Source organism: Chryseobacterium tructae, from assembly GCF_030409875.1.
GTDB classification, from domain to species: Bacteria; Bacteroidota; Bacteroidia; order Flavobacteriales; family Weeksellaceae; genus Chryseobacterium; species Chryseobacterium tructae.
Map to the genome: position 1 here is coordinate 3,258,906 of NZ_JAUFQR010000001.1, position 25,550 is coordinate 3,284,455.

Here is a 25,550-nt window from a genome sequence, read left to right on the forward strand (position 1 = left end):
TGCGTAGAAAGATACAATGAAACACACAACCAAAAAAGTATTGTACATCAATGGTATAATGCTCTTAGTTCCTTTTGCTTTATCCGCACAGGAAACCCATCCTATTTTCGGAAAAATATTGAATCAGGAGGGAAAAATAATTTCTAATGCCTCAGTTTCCATCAACCAGGGAACTACGACTACAACGAGTAAAGACGGGAAATTTCAGTTTGAAACCCCGGTTCAGTATCCTGCTCAATTAATGATTGATGCCAAAGGATATTCCGGATCTCATATCACTCTGGATTCTCTTTCTTATGACGATAAAAATGGGATTACCATTCATTTGGCTGAAAATCAAACGGATCTTCAGGAAGTTCTAATTACAGCCCGTAGAAATAACTCTTACCTTACCAATAACCTGGAATTGGGTGGTAAATTTTCAGGAAACCTAAAAGATCTACCACAATCTGTATCTATTGTCAGTAGTGAATTTATGGAAGACAAACAGGCATATACTACCCGTGATGTCGTACAAGATTTAGCAGGCGTAACTACAGCTTCTTCTTATGATGACCTTATTATCCGCGGGTTTAAAAGTGGCTACGAAACCGGAATCCGACTTGTGAATGGACTCCGTTCGGGATATAGTTATGGGAATAGTTACTACCGCTCGCCTTTAACAATAAACCTGGAAAGTGTTTCTGTTTTAAAAGGCCCTGGAGCTTCATTATTCGGAGATGTAACTCCCGGAGGAACCATCAATATGGTGACTAAAAAGCCTTTGGATAAACAAAAGGGATCTATTAATTTCTCCGTTGGTAGTTTCCAGACGATTCGTACCAGTGTTGATTTGACAGGACCATTGGATAAAGAAAAGAAAATCCTATACCGCCTGAATGCAGGGTATGAAGACAGCAAAACCTTCCGAAATGTCAATAAGCAGAAAAACTTTATGATTGCTCCATCATTTACTTTCAAGCCTCTTGACGGAACTCAGGTAGATATTGATCTGGTATACGACCAGTTTCATGGATTTCTTGACAGAGGAATGGGGTTGAGAAACAATGACTTTTATGCTCTGGATCGTTCTTTTACATTAAGCCAGCCATCGGATTTTTATAATACCAAAACCTTATCATTCAGTGCAAGACTGAGCCAACGTCTTACCCATAACCTTTCATTGAATGCAAGCTATATGAAATCCATCTATCAGGAAGATGTGAATGAACACCGTACTCTGAACAGCTATGCAGATGCCCCCAACAACACCATCATGAATATGCGTTTCTTTGACCGTCATGGAAAAGATTATACGGATAACTCTGTAGTGTATTTAAAATGGGATCTTACCGGTCATAAGATAGAAAATCACATCGTAGCGGGAGTAGATTATGCCCAATATGAAGGAGACAGCAATAATCAGCAAAGAGAAGCAAGACAACAAAAAATTGATGGAAAAAACATTCCATTGACATTTGATCTTAACAATCCTACTTATACTACTCATGACCTGAGTAATTATGTATGGCTGGCACAAGGAAGTTATCCTTTTTTAAGCCCTTATAAAACAACCGGAATCTATGTACAGGATCAGATTTCATTTGCAGACCGATTCAAACTTATTGTGGGACTTCGTCACGAACATTATTATTCCGAAACAGTAAGTGGTAAAGATCGCTTTAATGCTACTCAGAATGCTTGGTTACCTCGTATTGGACTGACCTATCAGATCAATGATCAGATCAATTATTTTGCAAGTTACTCACAAGGATTTGCTCCTGTTGGGGCTAATTTTATCCAGAACTATCAGGATTATGGCGCTGATAAACCTTTTACCGCCGAACATAGCTTCCAGATTGAAACTGGACTTAAAACCGGATTCTTTAAGAACCAATTACAAATGGATTTATCTCTTTTCCAGATTGAGCGTAAAAATATGCTGATTGCAACAGGTGAAATCAGTACAACAGGGTTTCCTGTCTACAGACAATCCGGTGAAGCGGTATCAAAAGGTGTAGAACTGGACATCCGTGGACAGTTGACCAAAGAGTTTCAGGTTATGGGAAATTATACCTTTAACGATACTGAAGTAAAATCTTCTTCCATCGCCTCTGAGGTAGGACAAGCTCTCCCAGGAGCCCCTAAAAACATGGCCAGTATATGGTTAAAATACGTCATCTCAACCTCAGCTTTAAAAGGGCTTGGTTTTGGTACCGGATTGTATTATGTAGATACCAGACGTATGGACAACAGCATCGGAAAAGACAGCAACGGAAGTGCTCTTTGGGGGCAATGGCCTTCTTACACCACTGTAAATGCAGCCGTTTACTATCATATCGGAAAAATGAAAATGGCAGTGAACGTCAACAATATTTTCGATAAATACTACTTTCTTGGTGGGTTCGATTATACACGAGCCTTTCCGGGAGCTCCAAGAAATGTAACAGTTTCTGTGGGGTATTCTTTTTAAACTTATTTTTAATCTTGATAAAGCCTGGGCTGTTTTTTACAGTCCGGGCTTTTTATTGGATTGGAAAGCGCAAAGACACAAAAGAATGTAAATGGATATCTTTTTAAGACGCGAAGATTTTATCTCCGATAAAATTGAATACTGCTAAGCTTTAATATGGCCACGGATTAACGAATAAAATGATTTGACATTGGCTTACAAGCCCGTGTAATCTATATGGTTCAAAAAAATTAACCACAAAGGGAACATAGATTTTTGCGTTGCATATAAATTATTTATTCGTGAATTCGTTGCTTAAAAACAGTTATTCATTAGCTAATGTATTAATTATTAGCCTATTTTTGTAACTCAAATCTATTAAAGACACTGCTATTTTTCATTATGGATAATGACTTCCAGTTTCATTTCATCGAACCAGATCATAGCATTGCAGATTTTGTAGAAAATCTGGGAACATTCCATAACCGATCCAATGAAGTGAAAGAAGTGGTTATCATTCCGGATGGAAGGGTTGATCTATTTTTTATGCAATCACCTTCAGAACCATTTCACATTGCTCTTATCGGATTGGAAACCTATTCTGAGCAAAGACAGATAGCCCCACAGACCCAAGCTTTTGTAGTAAGCTTTAAGCCCATTGCTGTTGAATATATTTTACATACAACTATTGCTGATGTATTAAATTCGGCTAAGGAGTTACCTCCTGATTTCTGGAACTTTAAAGCTGAGGATTTACAGGATTTTGAACTTTGTTGTACAAAAGCACTCCAAAAGATAAAAGAGCTTATTCCTCAGAAAACAGATGAAAGGAAACATCTACTTTTTGAGCTGATCTATGCATCAAAAGGAGAAATGAGTGTGACTGAACTTTCTGAAAAAGCGGGCTGGAGCAGCAGGCAGATTAATCGTTACTTCACGAAACAGCTGGGATTATCTTTAAAGGCCTACTCTACTATTCTTCGTTTTAGAGCTTCTTTGGAACATATTGCACAAGGACGATTATTTCCAGAGCTTAACTATACGGATCAGAATCATTTTATTAAGGAAGTCAAAAAATTTTCAGGAGTGGCTCCCAAAGAATTATCAAAAAATAAAAACGACCGATTTATACTATTATCAGTGTTGAAAGGAAAGTAATTTTGTCCTATACAATTTAAATACAATGCTGATAGACAATATATCAATAGCCATCGTTGGTGGTGGTCCTGCCGGACTTACCCTGGCCAGACTTTTACAGCTGAAGAATGCCCATGTAAAAGTATATGAAAGAGATTTTAATAAAGAAGCACGTGTGCAAGGGTCTCCGCTTGACATGCATGAAGATTCCGGACTGGCAGCTCTGCGCAAAGCAGGATTGTTAGACGAATTTAAGAAGACATTCCGTCCTGGTGCTGATAAGATGCTCATTGTAAATGAGCACGCAGAAGTAGTGTTCAGCGACCATGATACTAAACCGCAAGAGGATTTCGGAGCGGAACATTTTCGCCCTGAAATAGACCGCGGCCCGTTGAGAAATATGCTTTTGGAATCTCTTCATCCGGAGACTGTTGTTTGGGACAGTCACTTTCTCTCTATGGAACCTCAGAATAAAGGCTGGCTACTTCATTTTAAAAACGGAACATCTGTTTATGCTGATCTCGTGATTGCAGCAGATGGAGCCCATTCTAAAATCCGGCCTTATCTTACAGACAACAAACCTGTTTATTCAGGAGTGATTATGCTGGAAGGAATGGTTTCAAAAGAACAAGCCCCCAACATTAATGCATTGATTAATGGCGGGAAAATAATGGCTTTTGGCAATACCCAAAATATCCTATTAGGCCAAAAAGGAAACGGTGACCTTGGTTTTTACGCCAGCTTTAAGGCAGATGAAAATTGGGCCAATAATATTAATCTTGATTTTTCAGATTCTAAAGCTGTTCTCCAGTGGTTTAAATCAGAGTATCCGGAATGGAGTGAAATATGGTACGAATTGTTTGAGAATGCTACTCCTCCTTTTATTCCCCGTCCTATTTACGCCATGCCACTAGATCAGACCTGGAAAACCCAATCTAACTTAACATTAATGGGCGATGCCGCCCATGTTATGCCGCCGTTTGCAGGAGAAGGTGCCAATATGGCAATGCTCGACGCCCTTGATCTCAGCGAATACTTAACAGATACCTCTTATCATACTTTACAGGAGGCTATTTCCCAATATGAAATCAATATGCAGAGACGAGCTGCAGCTGCGACTCGGGAGTCTCTTGAAAACGGAGAGCGGATGCATTCTGAAACTGCTTTAGCCACCATGTTGGAATTCTTTAATGGACATATTTTGCCCTAATTTAATTTGAACTCGTTCGAGGTATTAGCATCATGAAAAAGGCTGCCTCATATAAGACAGCCACTTTTCCCCACTAAAAAAAATAATTCTTCTTCTCTCCGTTAGATCCTGATTTTGGAGATTCATTTGTGTTTTTAATTTTTTTATTCTTAATATCTACTATTTTTCTAAGTTTTGATATTTATAATAACATCCGATAGGCGAAGCGGAGATTAAAATACCTGTTCTTTTATTACCTGTAATGATATCTCATCTGAACCTATCTGCAAATCTATATTTTAAACTCAAAAAAGTAAAAAATTAACCTACTACTCTGATACAGCACCAAATTAAACAACTAATAAACAACTATTTAAATCCAATTTAAAATAAAAATAAATAGTATCAAAAATCATAATATGAAGAGAAAAAGCGTAAAAAAAACATAGAGGATGTATTTTAGATGTAAATCAATAAATGCATATACAAGAGTATATACCGCATATCTTTTTCAAATTTCTACCCATTTTTAACAAAATCACAAACACCTGACTAACAATTAATTGAATGCGATTATATCAGCTGTAGTATTCGTGTAGTAGAGTGTTTTTTCATTATTTGATAAAAATTTTTCAAATTTGAACCGAGAGACCACAAAGAAACTGAGTGGCGAAAAAAAATATTTCGAATACTGTCTGATATAATGAATCAGGCAGTTTTTTTTCATGAGTCCAAATGGTCAGAAAATAGATAAGAATTATTTTGTCAGAATATTGAACTTTCTGAGTCTAATTTATTTTTGAATGTTTGGAGTTAAATAATGATGTAATGATTATCTTCTTAGAAGCAGCACAAAGTGTCCACTGAGCTTAAAAATCTTCATAGCGAGGATTATTCCATACAATACTCAGATTCCTTTCTTAATCACTTTATATTGTCAAAAAAAACATAAATATCTGTTTCCGTAGGAATATTCATTTTTTTTCTGATCCTATACTTCTTCTGCTGAATGGTTCTATGCTGAACAAGTGTATAGCTGGCAATTTCTTTGGAACTGAAATGCAGCTTCAGCATGGCACAAAAAATCAATTCTGAATTTTCCAGACTAGGATTAATGGCTAAAAGCTGATCTAAATATCCAGGATATAATTCTTTAAAATAAGAAAGAAATTCAGGATCATTTCTCTTAACCAATTCGATTATTTCTTCCTGTCTGTTATCATTAATCTGAATTTTCAGATTTTCAGCTTCTGATGTAAGGTCTGCTTTTCTTTTTCTTAATGTATTGATGATTCTCCACGCATATATGGCCAACAATGAAAGTCCGGCAAAAGATAAGAAAACGACCCATTGCACCTTATTTCTATGCTGCTCAGTACCCGTTTTTGCTTCTGAAATAAAAAATTCCATATCCTGGTTAATTGTTGCCAGTAAAGCGGTATTGGCTTTATTCTTAGCTTCAGTATATGCATTCAGATAAAAATAAGCTTTTTCTTTATCTCCTGTGGCTGCATATAAAGACCTCAGATCATTATAAATATATTTAGTGTATTGTGCAAAAATACGCCTGGTCTTCTTATCGATTTCCAAAGCTTTCATAAATTCTTTTTCAGCTTTATCATATTCTCCATAAGCTACATAATACTCTCCCATTACCGTATGGATATTAAGAGCTATAGCATCGTCTTTTTTAGACATACTCATTTTATCATAAGCTCTTGTGATGTATTTATAGGCTGAATCTTTATTTTTATAGTTGTAGATGTAATCACATATAGCACCATCTGCAATCCCGGTATTATCCAGCATTCTTGCTTTATGGAAATATTCCAGTGCTTCCTTAGATTTCTTTTTTTGGGTGTAATAATCTGCTTGCTGTAGATAAATATTATAGAGAACCGTCTTTTTTAATTCGGAGTTTCTACTTTTTTCAATATTATTAAAAGCCTCATTATTATACTCAAATGCTTTATCAATTCTTCTTAATTCAGAATTAAACCTGCCATAATTATTATAGAATATTGCCTTATGCAAAGGATTATCAGAATTTTTCAGAATTTCTTCGGCATTATTAAAAAGGATATTGGATTTCTGATAATTTTCCAATGACATATTAACCCGGGCTAGATTGATATAACACAATGCTTTTCCATCTTCATATCCAATCTTATCTGCTTTTCTATAGTATTTTTTATTAAGATTAACCAATAAGTTATATTCACCGGCAAGACGCAGCTCTTCATTCTTCTTCATCAAGGGAATATCAAAGCTCTTTTCATATTTCCCGGAATCAGGACTGCAGGAAATTAAAAGAATAAGTACAATAGAAAGTAGGATGCGGATCATAATGCTTTTTCCCTTTAACTGAATTTTTGTAAAAAATAAGATTAAAAAATGTTTTTTTCCAATTTATGATATTACATTTTTTTTAAATGATCTATCAATTCATAATATTTAGCTGTTTATTGTATCAAAAAAATCATAGATATCCTCTTCTCCAGGAATATTAAGTCTCTTCCGGATTCTGTATTTTTTCTGTTGTACAGACCTATGCTGAACAAAAGTATAATCAGCAATCTCTTTGGATGAAAAATGAAGTTTTAACATTGCACAAAAAGCCAGCTCAGAGTTTTCAAGATCCGGGTTGATCTTTAAAAGAGTGCTTATAAAATCCGGATACAGCTCCTTAAACTTCATCAGAAAGGAAGAATCATTTTTTCTGGCAAGTTCAGTAACCTCCTTCAGCATCTTTACTTTAACATGAGTCTTTAATTCTTCGGTTTCTTCTTTTAAAGCTTTCTTTTTTAACCTCTGTGATTGAATTGTCTTTTTAACATATATACCGGAAACCGTAAGCGCAGTAATTGATAATGCAATGGCTAAAGGCAAATCACTTCTATGCCAATCTGATTCGGGCTTCATTTCAGAGATAAAGTTCTCCGTAGCCTTATTCATAGTATTTAATCGGGCTACATCCAGCCGCCCCTCTTCTTCCATGTACTTTTGCAGATAATAATAAGCTTTACCACCATCATCTTTCTTTTTATAGAGTTCTGCAAGAGATTTGTATACATTATTGATGTGCGAAGAATAAGTTCGTCTTGTTTTTATATTGATTTCCAGTGCTTTTTTAAGCGCTTTTTCAGCTTCATCATTATTATTGATCGCATTATAATAATATCCCATGGTATAATATACCCAAAGAGATTCTGCATCACTGGTTTTTTGGCTGAACATCTTCTCTTCTGATTTTGCAATATAAAGTCCAGCAGCATCAGACTGATGTCTGAAAAGATAATACTGAGCTACCATACAATTGCTATATGCTGAATTTTCCAGCTCGTTCCCCTTCAAAAAAGACTTTAAAGCTGTTCCATACCAAGCCTTAAAAGTAAAATAAATTCCCTTATTGATATAAAGCCGGGAAAGGAGCTTATTTTTAAGTTCCGAATCCTTTGCTTTTTTCAGATAAGAAAATGCCTGGGTATTATATTCTATGGCCTTATCATATAGCTTAAGATGAGAATAATATTGGCTAAAATCATCATAGAAGGCTGCTTTATGAAAACCGTTTTCGGAATTTTTCAGATCTTTTTCAGCTTTATTGAAAAAAAACAATGCTTTTTCATAGTTTCCGGCAGATACATTTACCTCTGCCATATTAAGATAGCAAAGACCTATCCCTTCTTTGTATCCCATTTTAGCTGCTTTTTTCAAGTATTCAATATTGAGTTTGATAAGCGCCTCATATTCTCCGGAAAGCTGTAGATCTGAGCTCTTATTAATCAAAGCAACATCGAAGGCATCTCTTTCTTTATCCTGAGAATTCGTATTGCAGGAAACCATGTACAATAGCAGCCCCATGCTTACAGCAAAGACCATCATCCTTCGTATGATTCCTGTATATGTTTTATTATTTTTAATAATGATCTATTTTAATTTTTCTCCTTCTGCTCCATTTAAAATACTCAGTATCCTTACTTATTATCCTTTATGAATGGGTAAAAAATAGACTATAAAATGGATATTTCAACCAATCTCTGTTATAAATATACATAATTTATACCATCAATTTTCAAATAAAATCGCTTCAATATGAAAAAAGAGACTAATATCCATTGCCTTCTTTTCCCATATTATATTTTAAATTTTGATTCTATTTTTTGATTAAAACCCTCAATCCTTCCCCAAGGTTATAAGATTAAAATAAGTATTCTGTACTTACAATAAGACTCTCTGAAATTACTTTTGTTACATTTTCGCTTCCATTTAAATAACTCATTTAGTTATTTTTTACTTCCAATAAAAACGAACCTCCTATATTTCTATGTTTAGAAAAATTAATTCTAAATTTATGATCACAAAAAATAATCATGGATATTGAATATCGAAAATTGGTTCCCTACGAAAGCAAAATGTATAGGAAGATTCGTCTGGAAAGTCTTCAACAATTTCCAGACTCTTTTGAAACCAATTATGAAGAAGCGTTGAACACAGAGAAACTCAGAATGGAAATTGATATAGAAAATCAAAATCCTAAAAAATTTGTTTGGGGTGCTTTTATTGCTCAAAAACTCATTGCCCTTTGTGCTTTTGTTATTGATGACAATAATGTGGGAAATATTTATCAGATGTATGTAAAGAAAGACTTTCAGGGGGAAAATATTGGTTCAGGATTAATACAAAGCGTCATTCAAGAAGCCAAAGAAAAATTCAATATAACCGAAGTTTTTTTGGAAGTTGCTGTTAAAAATCATCCAGCCTATTATCTGTATAAAAAAAATGGATTTGAAGAGGCTGATTGTGAAAGAAACGAGACTTCAGAGGTCATTGTCATGAAATATACACTATAATAAACAAAAAAGAACTACTGAAACGGTAGTTCTTTGTATTTGTGACCCCCATTAAACATGTTTCGATTATACTTCACTTTCAGAAGAACAGCAATTTTTCTTTCGTTATTTTGGTGAAAAATTTTGGCAACGAAAGTTCAATGAGTTTTGAGTTCATAGCTAAGAAGAAATCAGAATAGGATTATATATTAAAAATAGCCTGAATATTTACTTCGTTTATTCTTTTTTATCACACTTATAAGAATTATTTTTTTTAAATTTATACAACAAAAAAAAACACAACTATGGATTATACAGCACTTATTATGGGGCTTTTCTTCTTTATTATTGGTATTGCCCTACGCTACTGGATTAATAGAAGAAAATTCAATCGACGCAACGCTTCCGGTTTGGAAGGTTTCTCCAATTATGAACGGGCTACTGCCACCAGGTTTCTTGAAAGGATCGGTAAGCTGATTGCTTATGTATGTATCGCAGTTGGTTTATTATTTTTACTAATGTTCTGGCAGGATAAAAAGAGATTGGACAAAGAAGCTCAGAAAAATATAGAAATGCAAAAACCTCAGAAATAATCTTCCGCAAAACTCGTCTATCAATCAGGAGATAAAAATCGATTAAGCTTAAAATATATTTACCCAAGCCTTTACCCTCTATTGTAAAGAAAAAATGGATACAATACGTAAGATTTTATGTTTGGTTTTTTCAAAAAATTGGAATTCAACGGAACAGCTTTTCCAACACCAAAGATAAATTCCGCACTACAATCTATATTATTAATAAACAATATAAAAAAACAAAAAAAGAACTACTGAAACAGTAGTTCTTTGTATTTGTGACCCGGCTGGGATTCGAACCCAGGACCCATACATTAAAAGTGTATTGCTCTACCAGCTGAGCTACCGAGTCGGCCACTTACTTTTTAAAGTAAATCCCTTTGTTTAAGAGGTTGCAAAGATATGAAAATATCCTTTAAATACAAGCTTTCCGATGCTTTTTATCGAAAAAAAAACGATTTCTATTTCCGAAAATTATTCATCTATTTCTTAATACCTAAAAAAAACACTACCCAATAATCTGACCTCTAATTATTTGTAAAAAATACGACATGAAAAATTCCCATATCGTATTCTAATAATTCTATCGAAAAAATTATTCTTTAGATGAATTCATGTTTTATTTACCAAAGAAGTGGAGCTTTATCCCCTTGTTTATTTTTAGCATAATAAAGAGAAGGAAGCACCTTAGAGAGATAAGTAAATTCACTATAACAATGTTCCATCAGTCCAAATCCCACGTCATCCGATAACGGACTTTCACTATCTGCCATTAAAGCGCCAAGATAAAAGTGACTCCTCAATGTACAGCCCTGTACCGTGTCCCGAACCACATGAAACATATAGCCATCGATAGGATCACAATTGGCATCCATTGGAGTATTTTCACCAAAACCAATTCTTCCATACACAACAGCACTTACAGCTCCATCAGCATAAGCCTGCTTTAAAATATCAGCATCAAAGATTTCTGCAGGATCATGGAATTTTATGGTAGCAGATACAGGAGGAATGTCTCCCAGAGATTCCGTAGCATGAATTGTTGCCCCAATATAATTTTCATTTTTGATCCAGTTGTTATCCCAACCTCCATGTTCCACATGATCATGAGGATGCCAGAGCTTAAGATCTTCCGTTGTTTCAAAATACTTAAACCACCAATCCAACATTTTTCCTTTACAATGATGCAAAACGTTCCTCATAGCAATATGAAGCATTCCGTTCTCTACTCTCCGGATTCCAGCCTCCAGTGCGATAGGTTGAGGAGATAAAAGCGCATTAATATCCCTGAACATTTGTTCTTCTGTTTCCTTTGTCGGTTTCATACGTGATATTTTAATTACATTATTTGATTTTACAATCGAAGAGCTACCAAGGCTGAAGTATATTTTGATTTCTTCCATAGCCATCTTGATTGTTATACAAATTTAGATTAGCTGATCACAGTGATTATTGTATTATTTTCTAATCCAACAGGACAATTTGGAAATTGAAGACCACCAAATTACCGGCTTTCTGATATCTAAGCCATACAACGTAAAAATGTATTTTTAAAAAGAAGGTGACAACTGTATTTACAAGCAATTGTTATTTTTTTTGAAATCCTCTGGGGTATGTCCAGTTTGTTTCTTATAAAATCGGGAGAAATAGGCCGGATCGTCAAAGTTAAGATCAAATGCAATTTCTTTTATCGTTAATTCTCCGGAAATAAGCATTCTTTCTGCTTCTACTACAACTCTTTCATGCAGTAACTGTGTAAGGGTCTTGTTCATTTTTTCCTTCAAAATCTGATTGATTCGTTTTTCACTGATCCCCATTTTTGAAGCATAAAATTCTGCTTTACGTTCAGTTTTATAATAGTCATCCATCAACATAATGAACTGATATACCCTTTTCTGATGGAGATCCTGGTTCAAAAAATAGTGTTGACTGGCACGAATCAGGTTTAACAGAAAGGCTTTCAGTAATGATTTTAGAACCAGATAACTTCCCATTGAGTTTTGACATTCTTTCTCCATCAATATTCTGAGGTATTGTAGTATTTCTACAACATCATTATCCAAACGAAGATGAGTGTACTGTCCATGCATATTGAAAAGATTGAAAACATCAATTGCAAATTCCTTATCATCTTCTTCCAGATATTCCCTTTTAAAGGCTATGACACAACCTTTCTTCTTTTCAAAACTTATTCTTTCGGAACGGTATAACGGAATTAAATACATAGAATCTTCATCATTAATTTCCGGATCATTTTTGGACCAAATCATTTCAAAAAAGCCAGCCCGCTGAGGATTCTGCATATAAGTATCCTGGCAATGTTGGAGGTCAAAAAAAGTAAACTTTGATGGATCGATCTGGTGAATGAATTTCATATTCCTGATTCAATTGTCCTACAAATATACGTGACTATTAGGTGGGAATACAATAAAAAAGAACCACTGAAACAGTAGTTCTTTGTATTTGTGACAGCACAGAGGTGTGATTTTACATTTTTATAAAAAATTAACCTTACTTGATTACTGTAGCTTTAAAAGAAAAAGATAAGCCAGCAATAGAACCAGCATCATACATATAAACAGTTATCGTATTGGCGGACGTTACTTTAGCAGTGTAGATTGGCGGAAAATCTCCTGTTGGAATGTTGCCTAACGGGTTTACAATAACCGCATCCCCTACCGCTGCTCCATTGACTGTTATAGTAAATGCATTAGGTGTACTCGCTCCCGGCATAGTCACAGTATTAGTTCCTGTTAGCAGTTGTGCTCCGCCACTACTGCTTGGTGCAGCCCAGGTTCCATCGCCTCTAAGATAAGTAGAAGAACCTGCAGTACCTGCAGTAGTCGCTATTTTTGCTACTGTTACAGAAGCATCTGCTATCTTGGTTGTAGTTATCTTATTGGTTCCAATGGTTAATGCACCAGAAGCATTTATAGTGGCATCTCCACTCATATTCACAGGAACTCCAGGTGAAAAAGGTGCTGATGAATTAGTCAAAAACAATTGTCCCCCGCCAGTTCCATTAGAAAAACCTACCCCCGTAACACCAGTTGCTCCTGTAACTCCCTGAATACCTTGAGCGCCAGTAACACCAGTAGCTCCGGTAACTCCTTGAATACCTTGAGCGCCTGTAACTCCTGTTGCACCAGTAATTCCCTGAATGCCCTGAGCGCCCGTAATACCAGTAGCTCCGGTAACTCCTTGAATACCTTGAGCACCTGTAACACCCGTTGCACCAGTAATTCCCTGAATACCTTGAGCGCCTGTAATACCAGTAGCTCCGGTAACTCCTTGAATACCTTGAGCACCTGTAACACCCGTTGCACCAGTAATTCCCTGAATACCTTGAATACCTTGAGCGCCTGTAACTCCTGTTGCACCAGTAATTCCTTGAATGCCCTGAGCGCCCGTAATACCAGTAGCTCCGGTAACTCCTTGAATACCTTGAGCGCCTGTAACGCCAGTAGCTCCGATAGCTCCCTGAATTCCTTGAGCACCGGTAGCTCCCGTTGCACCTGGAATTCCTTGAATACCTTGAGCGCCCGTAATACCAGTAGCTCCTGTCACACCCTGGATACCTTGAGCTCCGGTAGCTCCCTGAGGGCCAGGAATAGAACTTCCTGAAGTTTTTGCATATAAAGCATAAGGGACACTTAGCAACTGTGATGTTCCTGTTATGGTATAATTATTGGCTCCATTAGGATCCGTTTCTATTTTTATAAAGTAAATATCTGCCCCCCAATTAATGGTAGAATAAGAACCACTCACTAAAGTACCAGTTCCGATTTTTACACTTACTAAACCATTATTATTGGTAGATTGAGTTTGAGTTTCTGAGTATACTACAGTTCCTGTTGTGGAGCCTTTCAATATAGAAAATCTCATTCCTACATTCTGGTTACTTACCAATTGATTACTTGAATTTCTAATAATAGCCTGGTAGCTCATTGCATCCTGCACTTGCGAGAACATGAGAGCAGAAGCCAAAGAGGCTGCTAGAATGGAAAGCTTTTTCATAGGTAATTAGTTTTATATTTTATTTATTTTTTAGAACCTTAAAGATTTTGATATCTTTCCCTTCTTTTGATATTTTTAGTAAATAAACAGAAGCAGGATAAGACGTCATTGTAATTTGAGTTTGTGACTGAGTGATAGGCTGACTTGTCAGTAATTTACCGCTGCTATCAAAAAGGTCATAACGGTATTTATTGTAATCTTTAAATCCTACTTTCAAATTAAGAATATCTGTTGTAGGGTTGGGAAAAACAGCTAAACTCAAATTGATTTCAGCAATCTCAACTCCTAATGTCGGTATGATCTCATAAGGCCGCTGAACACCAGCTGCAACACTTCCTGTAGAAGAAGTTATTGTTTCATAAAGCTTTGGCCCACAGAAGCTGTAACACTTCCAGTACTCCCTGACATATTATTTCCACTAGTATTTAATGTTTCCTGCGCAGAAATCTGAATAGAGAAACTAACAAAAAATAATGAAAGTGTAAAAAATGTAGTTTTCATATCATACATGTATATATTATTAGTTTTTCAAATATTATTCAAATATATAATTATATTATGATAAGTATATTAATATATGATTAAAAATATAAACATTACACCAACGGTGTAATATATTCCTTATTTATACGATCATTTATAGCTTCTCCATTAGATCTTAATGTTTGAAAAGACTAGATAAACTCTCTTAAATAATCCCTATTTTGCTTTACAGAAGGACAATTTGGTCTTAGAAGAGCTGCTTTTTCATTATATTCATTAGCTTTTTTATATTCACCTAAAAAAGACAGGCACACACAAGCTTCAATATTCGGTATATATCCAACATAATCAGAAAATACAAAACCTACTGAATGAGATTGAGGTAATCTCGTTGCCAAATCAAACCATTTAAAAGCCTGATGATAGTTTTGCCTATCTTTATAATAATATCCTAACTCACAACAGATTTCCGGTCTGGGAATATCATATTCAAAGCTTTTCAACAAGGTTGGTAAGATTTTCTCTTGAGCACCAATTCTTTTATATTCAATCGCTAATTGCTGGCAGCAGGTAACCACATCTTCTATCCAACCTGATTCTGATGCTAAAAATTTTTCAAAAAAAGTGATTGCTTTAGTTGTTTCATTATGGTCTTTCAATTCTCTTGCATAATAATACAGCTGCCTTGCAGAAAATTCCTTCCCACCAGCCTCTAAAGCTTTATATATATCAATATTTCTTGTTGAAATCGCTTCAGACCCCTCTTTTTTATGCCAAATTTCAATGTCAGTATGGTGTATATTACCCACCAAAGGAATACATTCGTGAACAGGATCAATCCATTGATAATTTTTACTCTTTTTGAATAATCTTTCCCGTGTTGAATAAAAAGCCGGATTATCGTTGTGGTCGAACGATAAAACATATTTCATCGTAACCATTTCAACATCATCATTCAACATTTTCTTCAATTCATTAATTTCCTTCACTGATTTTTCTGGCACCACATCATCAGCATCTAACCACATCTGATAGCTCATGGTCGCTTTAGAAAATGCAAAATTACGTGCCGCTGAAAAATCATTAATCCATTCAAAATCAAAAACCTTGTCTGTAAATTTCCTAGCAATTTCTTTGGTTCTGTCTGTAGACCCTGTATCTACTATAATAATTTCGTCTGCAAATTTTGTTGCACTTTCCAAGCATCTGCTTAAAAACTTCTCCTCATTTTTAACAATTAAGCACAAACTTATTTTCATGGATTTTTAATAATTTTTATGGATATAAATATACCAGTATTAATTGTAGATTGTAATATGTATTCTTATTGAAATAGTCATTCAGATTCTTCATTTCGGATCAGTATTAAAAATGGGGAAGCAAAATATTATGGGTATTGAATTCTTTTAAATTTAACTGAACGTTACGATTGAATTCTATCCTAAGAAGAAATAACAATATGACTATAAGAAGGGAATAAAACGAAAAAAGAACCACTGAAACAGTAGTTCTTTGTATTTGTGACCCGGCTGGGATTCGAACCCAGGACCCATACATTAAAAGTGTATTGCTCTACCAGCTGAGCTACCGAGTCGGCCACTTACTCTTTCAAGTAAATATGTTTTAAGAGAAAACTACTGAAACAGTAGTTTTTATTTGTGACCCGGCTGGGATTCGAACCCAGGACCCATACATTAAAAGTGTATTGCTCTACCAGCTGAGCTACCGAGTCGGCCACTTACTCTTTCAAGTAAATATTTTTTTTAAGAGAAAACCACTAAAACAGCAGTTTTTTTTGTTTGTGACCCGGCTGGGATTCGAACCCAGGACCCATACATTAAAAGTGTATTGCTCTACCAGCTGAGCTACCGAGTCGGCCACTTACTTTTTTAAGTAAATCCCTTTGTTTAAGGGACTGCAAAGATAGGAAAATCTCCTTTAAACCCAAGTCTTTTTAGACTTTTTTATCATAAATTTTCACGCAAAATCAGCAAACATCTGTTTATAAATTAATTATGTTAATTATTTTTTTTTCAAAAATTCCAAATTGGTCAAATCCTCAGAGAATCTTTTGATCAATCAGAGCCTGTACATCCTCAGATAAAAATCATTTCATTTATTTTTACTGTTTATCATTGGATTTCTGATAAAGATGTTTTATTTTTGAAAAAAGTGGTTATAAAAGCCATTATTTGGTTTATTTTCTCACAATTAAATCATTCTCAATCAAATCTTTCTGTTTTATTTTGCAGTTCAATATTTATGAAATTAATTACTCCCAAAAGATTAGTCGATGGTGATAAAGTGGCAAGCATTTCTATGTCATGGGGTGCAGCCGGTGATCTCCCATACCGATATTTAAAAGGCAAAGAGCGATTGAATAAGATCTTCAATCTGGAAGTTACTGAAACTGAGCACGCCTTGCAACCAGCACAATGGATCTATAATAATCCGGAAGCAAGAGCTCATGACCTTATGGAGGCATTTCTGATCCTTCTATAAAAGCCATTATTTCAAATATTGGTGGGGATGACAGCATCCGAATGCTGAAATATATTGATTTGGATATCATTAAAAATAATCCTAAAATATTTCTAGGCTTTTCAGACAGTACTATTACTCATTTTATCTGCCTCAAAGCAGGTTTAAGCTCATTCTATGGCACTTCCCTACTGGTTGGTTTTGCAGAAAACGGAGCCATGCATGATTATCAGATTAATGATATTAAACGTACTTTGTTCTCTCCTTCTGTAATCGGCCAGATTCATCCTAACCGGGAAGGCTGGACGACTGAATTTCTTGATTGGTTTGATATTTCCCTACAGGATACTAAAAGAAAATTAACTCCACCTTCAGGATGGCGATTTATGAGAGGAAATTCTATTGTTCAAGGACATTTGATTGGTGGTTGTATGGAAGTTTAGAAATGCTTAAAGGAACTGACTATTGGCCAGATCCTGCTATATGGAAAGACTGCATCCTCTTTTTTGAAACATCCGAAGGCAAACCTCATCCTGATTATGTCAGATATTGGCTTCGAAATTATGCGGCAACAGGAATTTTGAAAAATGCTAAGGGAATAATTTTCGGGAGACCTTATGACAATCTTTATGCTGAAGAATATGAAACAGAAATATTAAAGGTTCTGGATGAAGAAGGTTTATATGATCTGCCGGTTATTACCCAAATGGATTTTGGGCATACCTGCCCTACTTTTACTCTTCCTTACGGAAGATTGGCTGAAATCAACTGTATACATAAGACGTTCTCTATTCTGGAAAGCGGAGTTCTGTAAAGGATCATAGTATTGGAGGTTTTTCGGCGGGCCTTTGGCCCGCCGAAAAACCTCCAATACTCCATCTGCAAAATGAATTTTTATATTTTCTCACAGATTTCACGGATCACGCAGAGCTCTCCTCTTTATAAATACTTATAATGTATATTAGTTGTCTAAATATTAATATTTAAGTTCTTTCTGCTGGTATTCAAAAAGCTCTACAATAGTATTTGCCAATTCCTTTCCATGATGCTTTTCAACCAAATATAGCGCAGCATCTATTCCAGCTGTTATTCCCGCTGTAGTAATCAATTGTCCTTGATCTACAAACCGAACATTTCTTTTCACTATGCTTTCCGGATTATATTGTTCTAAGGCATCCAGCAACATAGAATGGGTGGTAATTTCCTTATGATTCAGGATTCCTGTTTTAGACAGATGCATACTTCCTGTACAAATTGTAAAAACAACAGCTCCATTTTGATATTGATCTTTGATCCATTGCATGACTGTATTCTGAAAATCCTTATTCTGTAAGTATTCCATCACATAATCCGGATTAGCTCCTGGAATGACAATCATATCTGGCTTGGGAGCTGTTTGTATATCATAAGTCGGAACAACAGTCATGGTATTAGCTTCCATGCATACAGCGTCTTTTGTTTTCCCAACCGTATAACAATGATAGCTTCCTGTAGATATGAGATCCGCTTTAATAAAAACATCCAGCGGACCATTCAGGTCAAGAGCTTCTACCTGATCATAAATCAAAAATGCTACATTCATTGTCTTGTTCTTTTGTTGTTGATTCATAATGATATTCTAAAAATTAATAGTTTAAATAAGGATATGTTTTTCCTTGCTGACAATTGGTTATCAGCCTTAATAGATTATAAAGAGTAAAAGAATTATTCGATTCCCGTACAGGTTTTACGGTATTGTACCGGAGAAATGGAGAGATATTTTAAAAATAGCCGACGAAGAGAGACTACGCTTCCAAAGCCACACTTTTCAGCAATCATTTCAATGCTCATTTCTGTATATTCCAACATATTTTTAGCCTGATCTAATCTCATTTTTTCAAGAAACCGACCGGGAGTCATTCCTGATTCTTTCAAAAAGACTCTGGAGAAATTACGAACACTCATATGTACAGATTCGGCTATAAATTCTATGCTGATCGCCTGCCCCAATTTGTCTTTAAGCAAATCCCTGATCTCCTTTGTGAAGGGCGACAGTATTTCATAATCAGAAATAGCATTTCCAAACTGAGATTGTGTACCTGGTCTTTTCAAATGTAACACAAGATGCTTGGCTACTTCTGAAGCAATTGACTTTCCGAAATCCTCCTCTAATAATGCCAGCGCCAGATCTATTCCGGAAGATACACCTCCTGAAGTATAAATTCCGTGATCATGAATAAAAACGGATTAATATTCACCTCCAGTTCAGGATAAGTCCGTTGCAGTATATCAGCATATTTCCAATGGGTGGTCACTTGTTTTCCCTTTAACAATCCGGCTTTAGCTAAAACAAAAGCCCCCACACAAACTGAACCTATACGCCTCACCTTTCCCGTCATATTTTGCAGATAGGAATAAAGGTCTGCATTGATCTCATGTAAGGTTCCAAGATCTGTACCCGCCACCAACAGGGTGTCTATCGGAAAGTCTATGTCATAAATGGTATGGGTACATGACAAAGGAATTCCTGAACTTGAGTATATTATTGTATTGGCGGTTCCGGATATTAAATGAACTTGATATTTTTGAAGGACTTTATCATCTGACAAAAAGAGATTAGCTCCTGTAAATACATCACACGGTCCCGCAACATCCAACAACTGAACCTGTGGTAAGACTAAAAGTGCTATATGTTTTATTCCTGATTCTTTTCCTGCATTTTCCATATCTCAATTTGTATGATACAAAGGTACAGAGAATGTAATATGGCTGCAATGACAAAAAAACAACAGTTTCGGCCATCTTTATATTTATTTCTATCATCAAAAAAGAGACTGCCTTAAAAGGCAGCCTCAGCACTCTCACTATAAAATTAGCTAATAAGCTATACTTTTACATTAAACAATTATGCGGGCGATAACCTGCGGGATTTTAAATAAAGGGCTGTACGATTCAAATAGGGAAATAAGATGATCAATAGTAATGCACCTGCTAAAAGCCATACCATCATTTCATAATAGTCCATCGCAAAACGGACATGATCCTGAACGTTAAGCCTTCCTACCAACAATTTATTGGAAGCCTTTACCGCATGATCTTCAAGCATTCCTTTGGCTGTAAGTTTGGCAGTCTGTTTATGAAGAAAGTCTTTTACATAGGGATCAACCGCTGTTACATGATCCTGAAAAGCATTATAATGACGACTTTTTTCAAAAAGTTCAAAAAAGTTGATCAATGCAATACTGGCACAAAATCCAAAATAACGAATCGCTAAAGCGGTTGCTGCTGCAGATGGCCCCATAGAGGCCGGAACTGATGATATGATATAAATAATTGTCGGAACCATGATTAATCCTACTCCCAATCCCTGAAGAAATAATGGAATATAATAATTGAATTCATCTGCCTGTACATCAAAGGAGTAATACATCAAAGCATGAAATAAAAGCAGCATCAGAAAACCCGGCACCCAGATATATTGTATCTTTTTTTTCTGTAAAACCATACAACAGGCTATGATAACTCCAATAATTAACCCCGAAAGATTAAATACATTGATATAAGAGATATAAAATGGATCCAGATGCAGTTCTGTTGCAAAAAAGCTGTTTGTAATTCCTGAAGCAAAACGACAAATATACATGACGAAAAGAATCAATACTCCGACTTTAAAATTTCTGTATTTGAAAACCCTAAGGTCTATATAAGGTCTTTTAATTGAATTCTGACGGAAAATAGATATCCCGATCAAGATAATGATCGTTATTACACTTCCTAAAATCCGGTTATCTTCCAGCCAATAATATTCCTGTCCAAAAATGCTTATATATCCTACCAGCACTAAAATCGTACTCAAAACAGCAAAACTCTGCCAATCCAATTTATACAAATGAAATCTCACATTGGGTCTGTAGTTCGTCATGGACAGTGTCAGAAAAATAAGTCCCGGCAGATATGAGAAGATCGCTGTTTTATACACGATATTAAAATTATAGGAATCTATAAGATCTGCCGTTAGCAGGTTATTAAAAGGTAATGCACAGATCAGAATTCCAAAAAACACGGAAAAACTGACTTCCCTTCCCCTTTCACTGTTTAACCGCGTAAAAATCAAGGTCAATGAAAGGTTGACATTTCCGGCAAATAACATTCCCTGAATAAAACGTATGGGAAAAAGAATATAAACTTCACGGGTAAAATAACATATAAGACAAGCTACAATCTGCAAGGTCGTAAATAGAAGAAAATATTCCTTCGCGGCCAGAAAACTGAAAAATCTTCTTTCCAGGCTATAAAATCCAACATATCCGGCATAGAATAAGGCTACTGAAAACTGTATATCAGCAGGTTCACTCCCATAATATCCTGCCGCTGCATTAATATTGGTCAATGGGAGAAAGAAAATGATAATTCCCGGTAAAGTCATGGAAAAAAGAATAATTTTCACCAGCCATTCCGGTGCCCACCTTTTAAAAAAGGGCATTTGTCTTTTAGCCATTAGGAATGCTTTTTATTCGCATATACATTTACATTCATTCCCATTTTGAGAATGTCGATCTCTCGTTTTTTCCCTTCTACTCTAATTCTTACAGGAATACGCTGAACAATTTTCACATAGTTTCCGGTAGAATTATCAGGAGGCAGTAATGAAAAACTGGAACCTGTAGCCGGAGACAATGAAATAATAGTTCCTTTGAATTCTTTATCAGGATAAGAATCTGCAACAATTTTCACCTGATCTCCAATTTTCATATCCTTGATCTGGGTTTCTTTATAATTAGCCACTACCCATTTATCAGTTTCGTTATTAACGATAAATGCAAGTGTTTCTCCGGCATCGATCATTTGTCCGACCTCAACAGTTCTTCGTCCCATTCGCCCATCATATGAAGCTACTACAGCGGTATAACTCACATCGAGTTTATGACGGTCTAATAAAGCTTCTAATCTTGCAATTTCAGCCTGAACGACGGTTTTTTCGACCTGAATATCACTAATTTTAGATACAGAAGCAGCATAATTATCCTGGGAAGATTTATAATCACTTTCGTTAACATCCAGTGTTGCTTTTACATCTTCAAGTCTCTGTTTTGTAGCAGATTCTTCATCATAAAGCTTTTTATAACGGTTGTAATCAAGTTGTTGTTTCCACACTTTTGCCTTATTAGCATCTACTTGTGCCTGTGCAGCAGCAGCTTCCTTCTCGGTTGTCCCCGTAGTACTTTGTAAGACTTTCAATTGTGCACGGGTTTTCTGAAGAGCAGCCTGAGTTTGTTTTTGCTGAAGAACATATTCACGATTATCAATTAATAAAAGAGTATCTCCTTTTTTTACTTCCTGATTTTCCTCAAATTTTACGGCTACAATAAACCCGCCTGCTCTTGAAATAACAGGATTTATATATTCCTGAACCTGAGCATCATTGGTCTGTTCATATCTGTAATAATTTTTTAGAGTAAAACCGCCCCAAACAGCAAGTGAGGCAACGATTAAAACTGAAATCCATCCTGTGATCTTTGTGATCAATCTGTCGGTTGGGGTATATTTTTTTTTCATTGTATTATAAAACGCCTGTAATATTTTGTAGTAAATAATAATTGTTCTGTGCCATGATTTTCGCTGCTTCCAATTCAAATTTTGTCTGAAGTACCTGGATATCTGCATCCAAAAGCTCTGTAATAAGGGAGGTTTGGTTGAAATAAGTATTTTTGATAATACGTGCATTTTCTTTAGCTTGGGCGACATTGGTTTCAGCAACTTTGATCTGTTCAAGAGCCTCCTGATATCGTAAATAGGCTTCTTTTACCTGTTGTCTTACCTTATCTTCCGTATCTTTATGTACCTCTTCTTCTTTTTCAAACTCCAGCTTAGCAGCTTTTACTTTATTGGTATTGTGATACAGCGAAGAAATGGAAAACGAAGCCTTAAGTCCCACTATCCCTAATGAATACCAATAAGGATTATAAGGGTAAAGGAAAATCTGTGGATTGGCATAATAAAATTCCCCATACATTCCTATTTTAGGGAGTACATTAGCTTTTACCTGCTTCAATTTCAGTTTACTTAATTCTGTTCCCTGTTCAGAAACATGATAATCAAATGAATGCTCCATCGCCAGTTTCAAATATTCTGCGTAGGTTGTATTGGCATCCCATTGTACAGAAGGAGCTTCCGGAATCACGATCTGCTCATCAGGAACTCCTAAATAATATTCAGTTTCTGCATGGCAATCAGAATATCATTTTGAATCGTAATCAGGGTCATTTTACGTTTTGAAAGTTCAAGTTCTATTCTTAAAACATCACTTTTCAAAACCACTCCGTTCTTATATAAAGACTTGATTTCTTTAAGCTGTACTTCCTGGTCTTTAATATCCTGTTGAATAAGATCTCTGAATATTAATGTTTTCTGAAGTTCTAGATAAAGGGCTGCTGTTTTATAATGAATATCGGAAACGGCCTGTTCTTTTTGAATTTCTTTAACCTTCTGCAAAGTTTGGTTTTCTTTGATCTTAAGATTAAGCTTATTTCCGTTGTAAATGTTCAGGTAAAAATCGGCTCCTACTCTGTAAAGGGTGTGGATGACCTCATGTTGGGTAGGCTTGGAAAATATTCCGTTTTCATAGATGGGGATGTTGGACGCTTTTTCTGCAGATCCTTTAACTTGTATTTCCGGAAGTCGCTCTCTTTTGGTGTCTTTTACTTCGGCTTCCGCGATGTCTACATTAATGGTATTGATTTTAATATGACGGCTGTTTTCTTCAGCTCTTTGCCATGCGTCTTTTAGGGAAATCCGTATGGTATCATTTCGTGGACTGCCTGTCTGAGCTGATATTGTGTAGGAAGCTCCTAGCATCAGCAATCCGGTGACATACATTTTCATTTGAATTTTTCGAATTATTGCACTGCAAATTTATTGGCAATCCTGAAATTATTTTTATCTAAAATAGTCAAGTTTTACATGATTCCGGCCAAATTGTTATATTTGCATTTTCATCAATATTTTAGTTTTAATATGGGATTAATTGCAGCACTTCCTGACATCGATAAACACGAGAAAAGTGTATTCGTTATGCATGAAAAATCAGAGAAACTCATCCCTTTTCATAAACATACCAAAGGGCAATTGAGCTACGTGGAAGGCGGTATTGCCTATATTACCATCAGTAATCGAACCTATGTAGTTCCTGCCCGACACTTCTTTTGGATTCCTCAGGGAATGGAACATATTTTAGAAGTTGGGCATACGGCTACCGTTCTACGTTCTTTATATTTCTATGCCTATGATGATTTTTTGGATCCTTTTTATGGCAGACTGGGAATATATCCGGCGTCGGAACTTTTAATCCAAATGATCAAATATACAGAGATATGGGACGAAAAACATGTTACTGATAAAGATGAAAATTTTGAGTTCTTGGTTGCTTTAAAAAAAATTCTGCCTAAAACCCATAAACAACCCTTGCCTATTATTCTTCCTGCCACTCATAACAAGCAGATGATGAAAATAGTTTCTTATCTGGAATGGAATATGGGAGAAAAGTTAACCCTTACCAATGTAAGTGACAGGTTCGGATTGAGTGAGCGCTCTATGTCACGCCTCTTTAAAGCAGATATGGACATTTCCTTTCTTCAGTATCTGAAAACATTAAGGATTATCAAAGCCATAGAACTTCTTCTCAGTACGGATAAGCCCATTAATGAGATCGCGAATGATGTTGGCTATAGTTCAATCAGTGCTTTTAGTGATACGTTTCATGAGTTTACGCAGTCCCGACCTTCGGATCTTAGAAAAAGTAGTAAGGCTTTCTGATCATTTGCGCATAAGATTTTGAGACCATTTCATCATAATTTATTTGAATTCCGCCAACCCATCCGTAAGATGGAAATAATATGATCTTCATCAAATAAAAGACTATTTTGTCTTTTATTAAAAATAAATTTATACCTTTGTCCTATAAAATTCAGCTAAAATGTTTTCAAAAACCTGCGAATATGCCTTAAGAGCACTAATTTACATTGCCCAGCAATCTAAAAATGACAGCAGGGTCGGTATTAAAGATATTGCAAAAAGCATCAATTCTCCCGAACATTTTATTGCTAAAATTCTACAGGATCTGAGTAGAAAAGGATTTGTACAATCTGCAAAAGGCCCCAACGGAGGATTTTACATGGATTCTAGAAACCTGAATACCAGCATTGCAGATATTGTAAGGGAAATAGATGGTGATAAATTATTTTCAGGATGTGGGCTTGGGCTTAAGCAATGCTCAGAAACTCATCCCTGTCCGCTTCATGAACAATTCAAAAGCATCAGACAGAACCTTCGCATTATGCTTGAAACCTCTAAAATACAGATGTTTGTGGATAACCTTGATTTAGAATTGACTTATCTTAAAACGTAAAAAAAAATTTAAAACAATAAAA

At 35.5% G+C, this 25,550-nt stretch carries 22 protein-coding genes, 4 tRNA genes and 1 pseudogene; 8 read left to right on the top strand and 19 right to left on the bottom strand.

Translation table 11 applies throughout. The annotated features are described in order from the left end of the window. The first annotated feature begins 16 nt into the window (after positions 1-16). The 3 genes from QWZ06_RS16250 (at position 17) to QWZ06_RS16260 (ending at position 4,778) form a co-directional block, all read left to right on the top strand. Positions 17-2,452, top strand: a complete 2,436-nt coding sequence (locus QWZ06_RS16250; protein ID WP_290299613.1) for a TonB-dependent receptor — start codon at positions 17-19, stop codon at positions 2,450-2,452. A 381-nt stretch (positions 2,453-2,833) separates the two neighbouring features. Further along, positions 2,834-3,589, top strand: coding sequence for a helix-turn-helix domain-containing protein (locus QWZ06_RS16255; RefSeq protein WP_290299615.1), 756 nt, complete (start codon positions 2,834-2,836; stop codon positions 3,587-3,589). A 25-nt stretch (positions 3,590-3,614) separates the two neighbouring features. Continuing rightward, positions 3,615-4,778, top strand: a complete 1,164-nt coding sequence (locus QWZ06_RS16260) for an FAD-dependent oxidoreductase (protein ID WP_290299618.1) — start codon at positions 3,615-3,617, stop codon at positions 4,776-4,778. Positions 4,779-5,681: 903 nt separating this feature from the next. Here the strand turns inward: QWZ06_RS16260 and QWZ06_RS16265 are convergent. Continuing rightward, positions 5,682-7,103, bottom strand: a complete 1,422-nt coding sequence (locus QWZ06_RS16265; protein WP_290299619.1) for a hypothetical protein — start codon at positions 7,101-7,103, stop codon at positions 5,682-5,684. 108 nt (positions 7,104-7,211) lie between these two features. Beyond that, positions 7,212-8,642: a tetratricopeptide repeat protein gene (locus QWZ06_RS16270; RefSeq protein WP_290299622.1), complete on the bottom strand. Its 1,431-nt coding sequence runs from the start codon at positions 8,640-8,642 to the stop codon at positions 7,212-7,214. A 488-nt stretch (positions 8,643-9,130) separates the two neighbouring features. Between QWZ06_RS16270 and QWZ06_RS16275 the strand changes: the two genes are divergently transcribed. Continuing rightward, entirely contained in the window at positions 9,131-9,610 is a 480-nt protein-coding gene (locus tag QWZ06_RS16275) for a GNAT family N-acetyltransferase (RefSeq protein WP_290299624.1), read from the top strand. Between the two features lie 284 nt (positions 9,611-9,894). Beyond that, the gene (locus QWZ06_RS16280; RefSeq protein WP_290299626.1) at positions 9,895-10,182 is read left to right on the top strand and encodes a molybdenum ABC transporter permease; all 288 of its coding nucleotides are present in this window, start codon (positions 9,895-9,897) and stop codon (positions 10,180-10,182) included. A gap of 261 nt (positions 10,183-10,443) precedes the next feature. On the opposite strand, the gene QWZ06_RS16285 is transcribed toward QWZ06_RS16280, so the two are convergent. From QWZ06_RS16285 to QWZ06_RS16330, 10 genes are all read right to left on the bottom strand, one after another. Further along, a tRNA-Lys gene (locus QWZ06_RS16285) sits at positions 10,444-10,516 on the bottom strand. Positions 10,517-10,787: 271 nt separating this feature from the next. Next, positions 10,788-11,489, bottom strand: coding sequence for a DAPG hydrolase family protein (locus tag QWZ06_RS16290; RefSeq protein ID WP_290299628.1), 702 nt, complete (start codon positions 11,487-11,489; stop codon positions 10,788-10,790). 249 nt (positions 11,490-11,738) lie between these two features. Further along, positions 11,739-12,539 (bottom strand): helix-turn-helix domain-containing protein, encoded by an 801-nt coding sequence (locus QWZ06_RS16295; RefSeq protein ID WP_290299629.1) that lies wholly within the window; start codon positions 12,537-12,539, stop codon positions 11,739-11,741. A gap of 136 nt (positions 12,540-12,675) precedes the next feature. Next, positions 12,676-14,181 (bottom strand): beta strand repeat-containing protein, encoded by a 1,506-nt coding sequence (locus QWZ06_RS16300; RefSeq protein ID WP_290299631.1) that lies wholly within the window; start codon positions 14,179-14,181, stop codon positions 12,676-12,678. Between the two features lie 19 nt (positions 14,182-14,200). Next, on the bottom strand, positions 14,201-14,443 hold the full coding sequence (locus QWZ06_RS16305) for a T9SS type A sorting domain-containing protein (RefSeq protein WP_290299632.1): 243 nt from the start codon (positions 14,441-14,443) through the stop codon (positions 14,201-14,203). Positions 14,444-14,529: 86 nt separating this feature from the next. Beyond that, positions 14,530-14,682 (bottom strand): hypothetical protein, encoded by a 153-nt coding sequence (locus tag QWZ06_RS16310; protein WP_290299633.1) that lies wholly within the window; start codon positions 14,680-14,682, stop codon positions 14,530-14,532. A 173-nt stretch (positions 14,683-14,855) separates the two neighbouring features. Next, positions 14,856-15,923: a glycosyltransferase family 2 protein gene (locus tag QWZ06_RS16315; RefSeq protein ID WP_290299636.1), complete on the bottom strand. Its 1,068-nt coding sequence runs from the start codon at positions 15,921-15,923 to the stop codon at positions 14,856-14,858. A gap of 262 nt (positions 15,924-16,185) precedes the next feature. Further along, positions 16,186-16,258, bottom strand: a tRNA-Lys gene (locus QWZ06_RS16320). 65 nt (positions 16,259-16,323) lie between these two features. Continuing rightward, positions 16,324-16,396, bottom strand: a tRNA-Lys gene (locus QWZ06_RS16325). 70 nt (positions 16,397-16,466) lie between these two features. After that, positions 16,467-16,539: transfer RNA gene (locus QWZ06_RS16330), tRNA-Lys, on the bottom strand. 387 nt (positions 16,540-16,926) lie between these two features. Here QWZ06_RS16330 and QWZ06_RS16335 point away from each other — a divergent pair. Next, a pseudogene (locus QWZ06_RS16335) lies at positions 16,927-17,959 on the top strand (S66 family peptidase). A 162-nt stretch (positions 17,960-18,121) separates the two neighbouring features. Here the strand turns inward: QWZ06_RS16335 and QWZ06_RS16340 are convergent. The 7 genes from QWZ06_RS16340 to QWZ06_RS16370 form a co-directional block, all read right to left on the bottom strand. Beyond that, positions 18,122-18,754 (bottom strand): DJ-1/PfpI family protein, encoded by a 633-nt coding sequence (locus QWZ06_RS16340; protein ID WP_290299637.1) that lies wholly within the window; start codon positions 18,752-18,754, stop codon positions 18,122-18,124. A gap of 95 nt (positions 18,755-18,849) precedes the next feature. Beyond that, positions 18,850-19,236: a helix-turn-helix domain-containing protein gene (locus QWZ06_RS16345; RefSeq protein ID WP_290299638.1), complete on the bottom strand. Its 387-nt coding sequence runs from the start codon at positions 19,234-19,236 to the stop codon at positions 18,850-18,852. Positions 19,237-19,313: 77 nt separating this feature from the next. Next, positions 19,314-19,850, bottom strand: coding sequence for a DJ-1/PfpI family protein (locus QWZ06_RS16350; RefSeq protein ID WP_290299639.1), 537 nt, complete (start codon positions 19,848-19,850; stop codon positions 19,314-19,316). 179 nt (positions 19,851-20,029) lie between these two features. Then, entirely contained in the window at positions 20,030-21,622 is a 1,593-nt protein-coding gene (locus tag QWZ06_RS16355; protein WP_290299642.1) for an efflux MFS transporter permease, read from the bottom strand. After that, positions 21,622-22,680, bottom strand: a complete 1,059-nt coding sequence (locus QWZ06_RS16360; RefSeq protein WP_290299645.1) for an HlyD family secretion protein — start codon at positions 22,678-22,680, stop codon at positions 21,622-21,624. Before QWZ06_RS16360 ends, QWZ06_RS16355 begins: the two co-directional genes overlap by 1 nt. A 4-nt stretch (positions 22,681-22,684) precedes the next feature. Beyond that, on the bottom strand, positions 22,685-23,305 hold the full coding sequence (locus tag QWZ06_RS16365) for a TolC family protein (RefSeq protein ID WP_290299647.1): 621 nt from the start codon (positions 23,303-23,305) through the stop codon (positions 22,685-22,687). A gap of 20 nt (positions 23,306-23,325) precedes the next feature. Beyond that, positions 23,326-24,006: a TolC family protein gene (locus tag QWZ06_RS16370; RefSeq protein ID WP_290299649.1), complete on the bottom strand. Its 681-nt coding sequence runs from the start codon at positions 24,004-24,006 to the stop codon at positions 23,326-23,328. A gap of 132 nt (positions 24,007-24,138) precedes the next feature. On the opposite strand from QWZ06_RS16370, the gene QWZ06_RS16375 reads away from it, so the two are divergent. Next, positions 24,139-24,936, top strand: coding sequence for an AraC family transcriptional regulator (locus tag QWZ06_RS16375; RefSeq protein WP_290299652.1), 798 nt, complete (start codon positions 24,139-24,141; stop codon positions 24,934-24,936). Between the two features lie 160 nt (positions 24,937-25,096). Then, positions 25,097-25,528 (top strand): RrF2 family transcriptional regulator, encoded by a 432-nt coding sequence (locus tag QWZ06_RS16380; RefSeq protein ID WP_250255170.1) that lies wholly within the window; start codon positions 25,097-25,099, stop codon positions 25,526-25,528. Positions 25,529-25,550 lie beyond the last annotated feature (22 nt).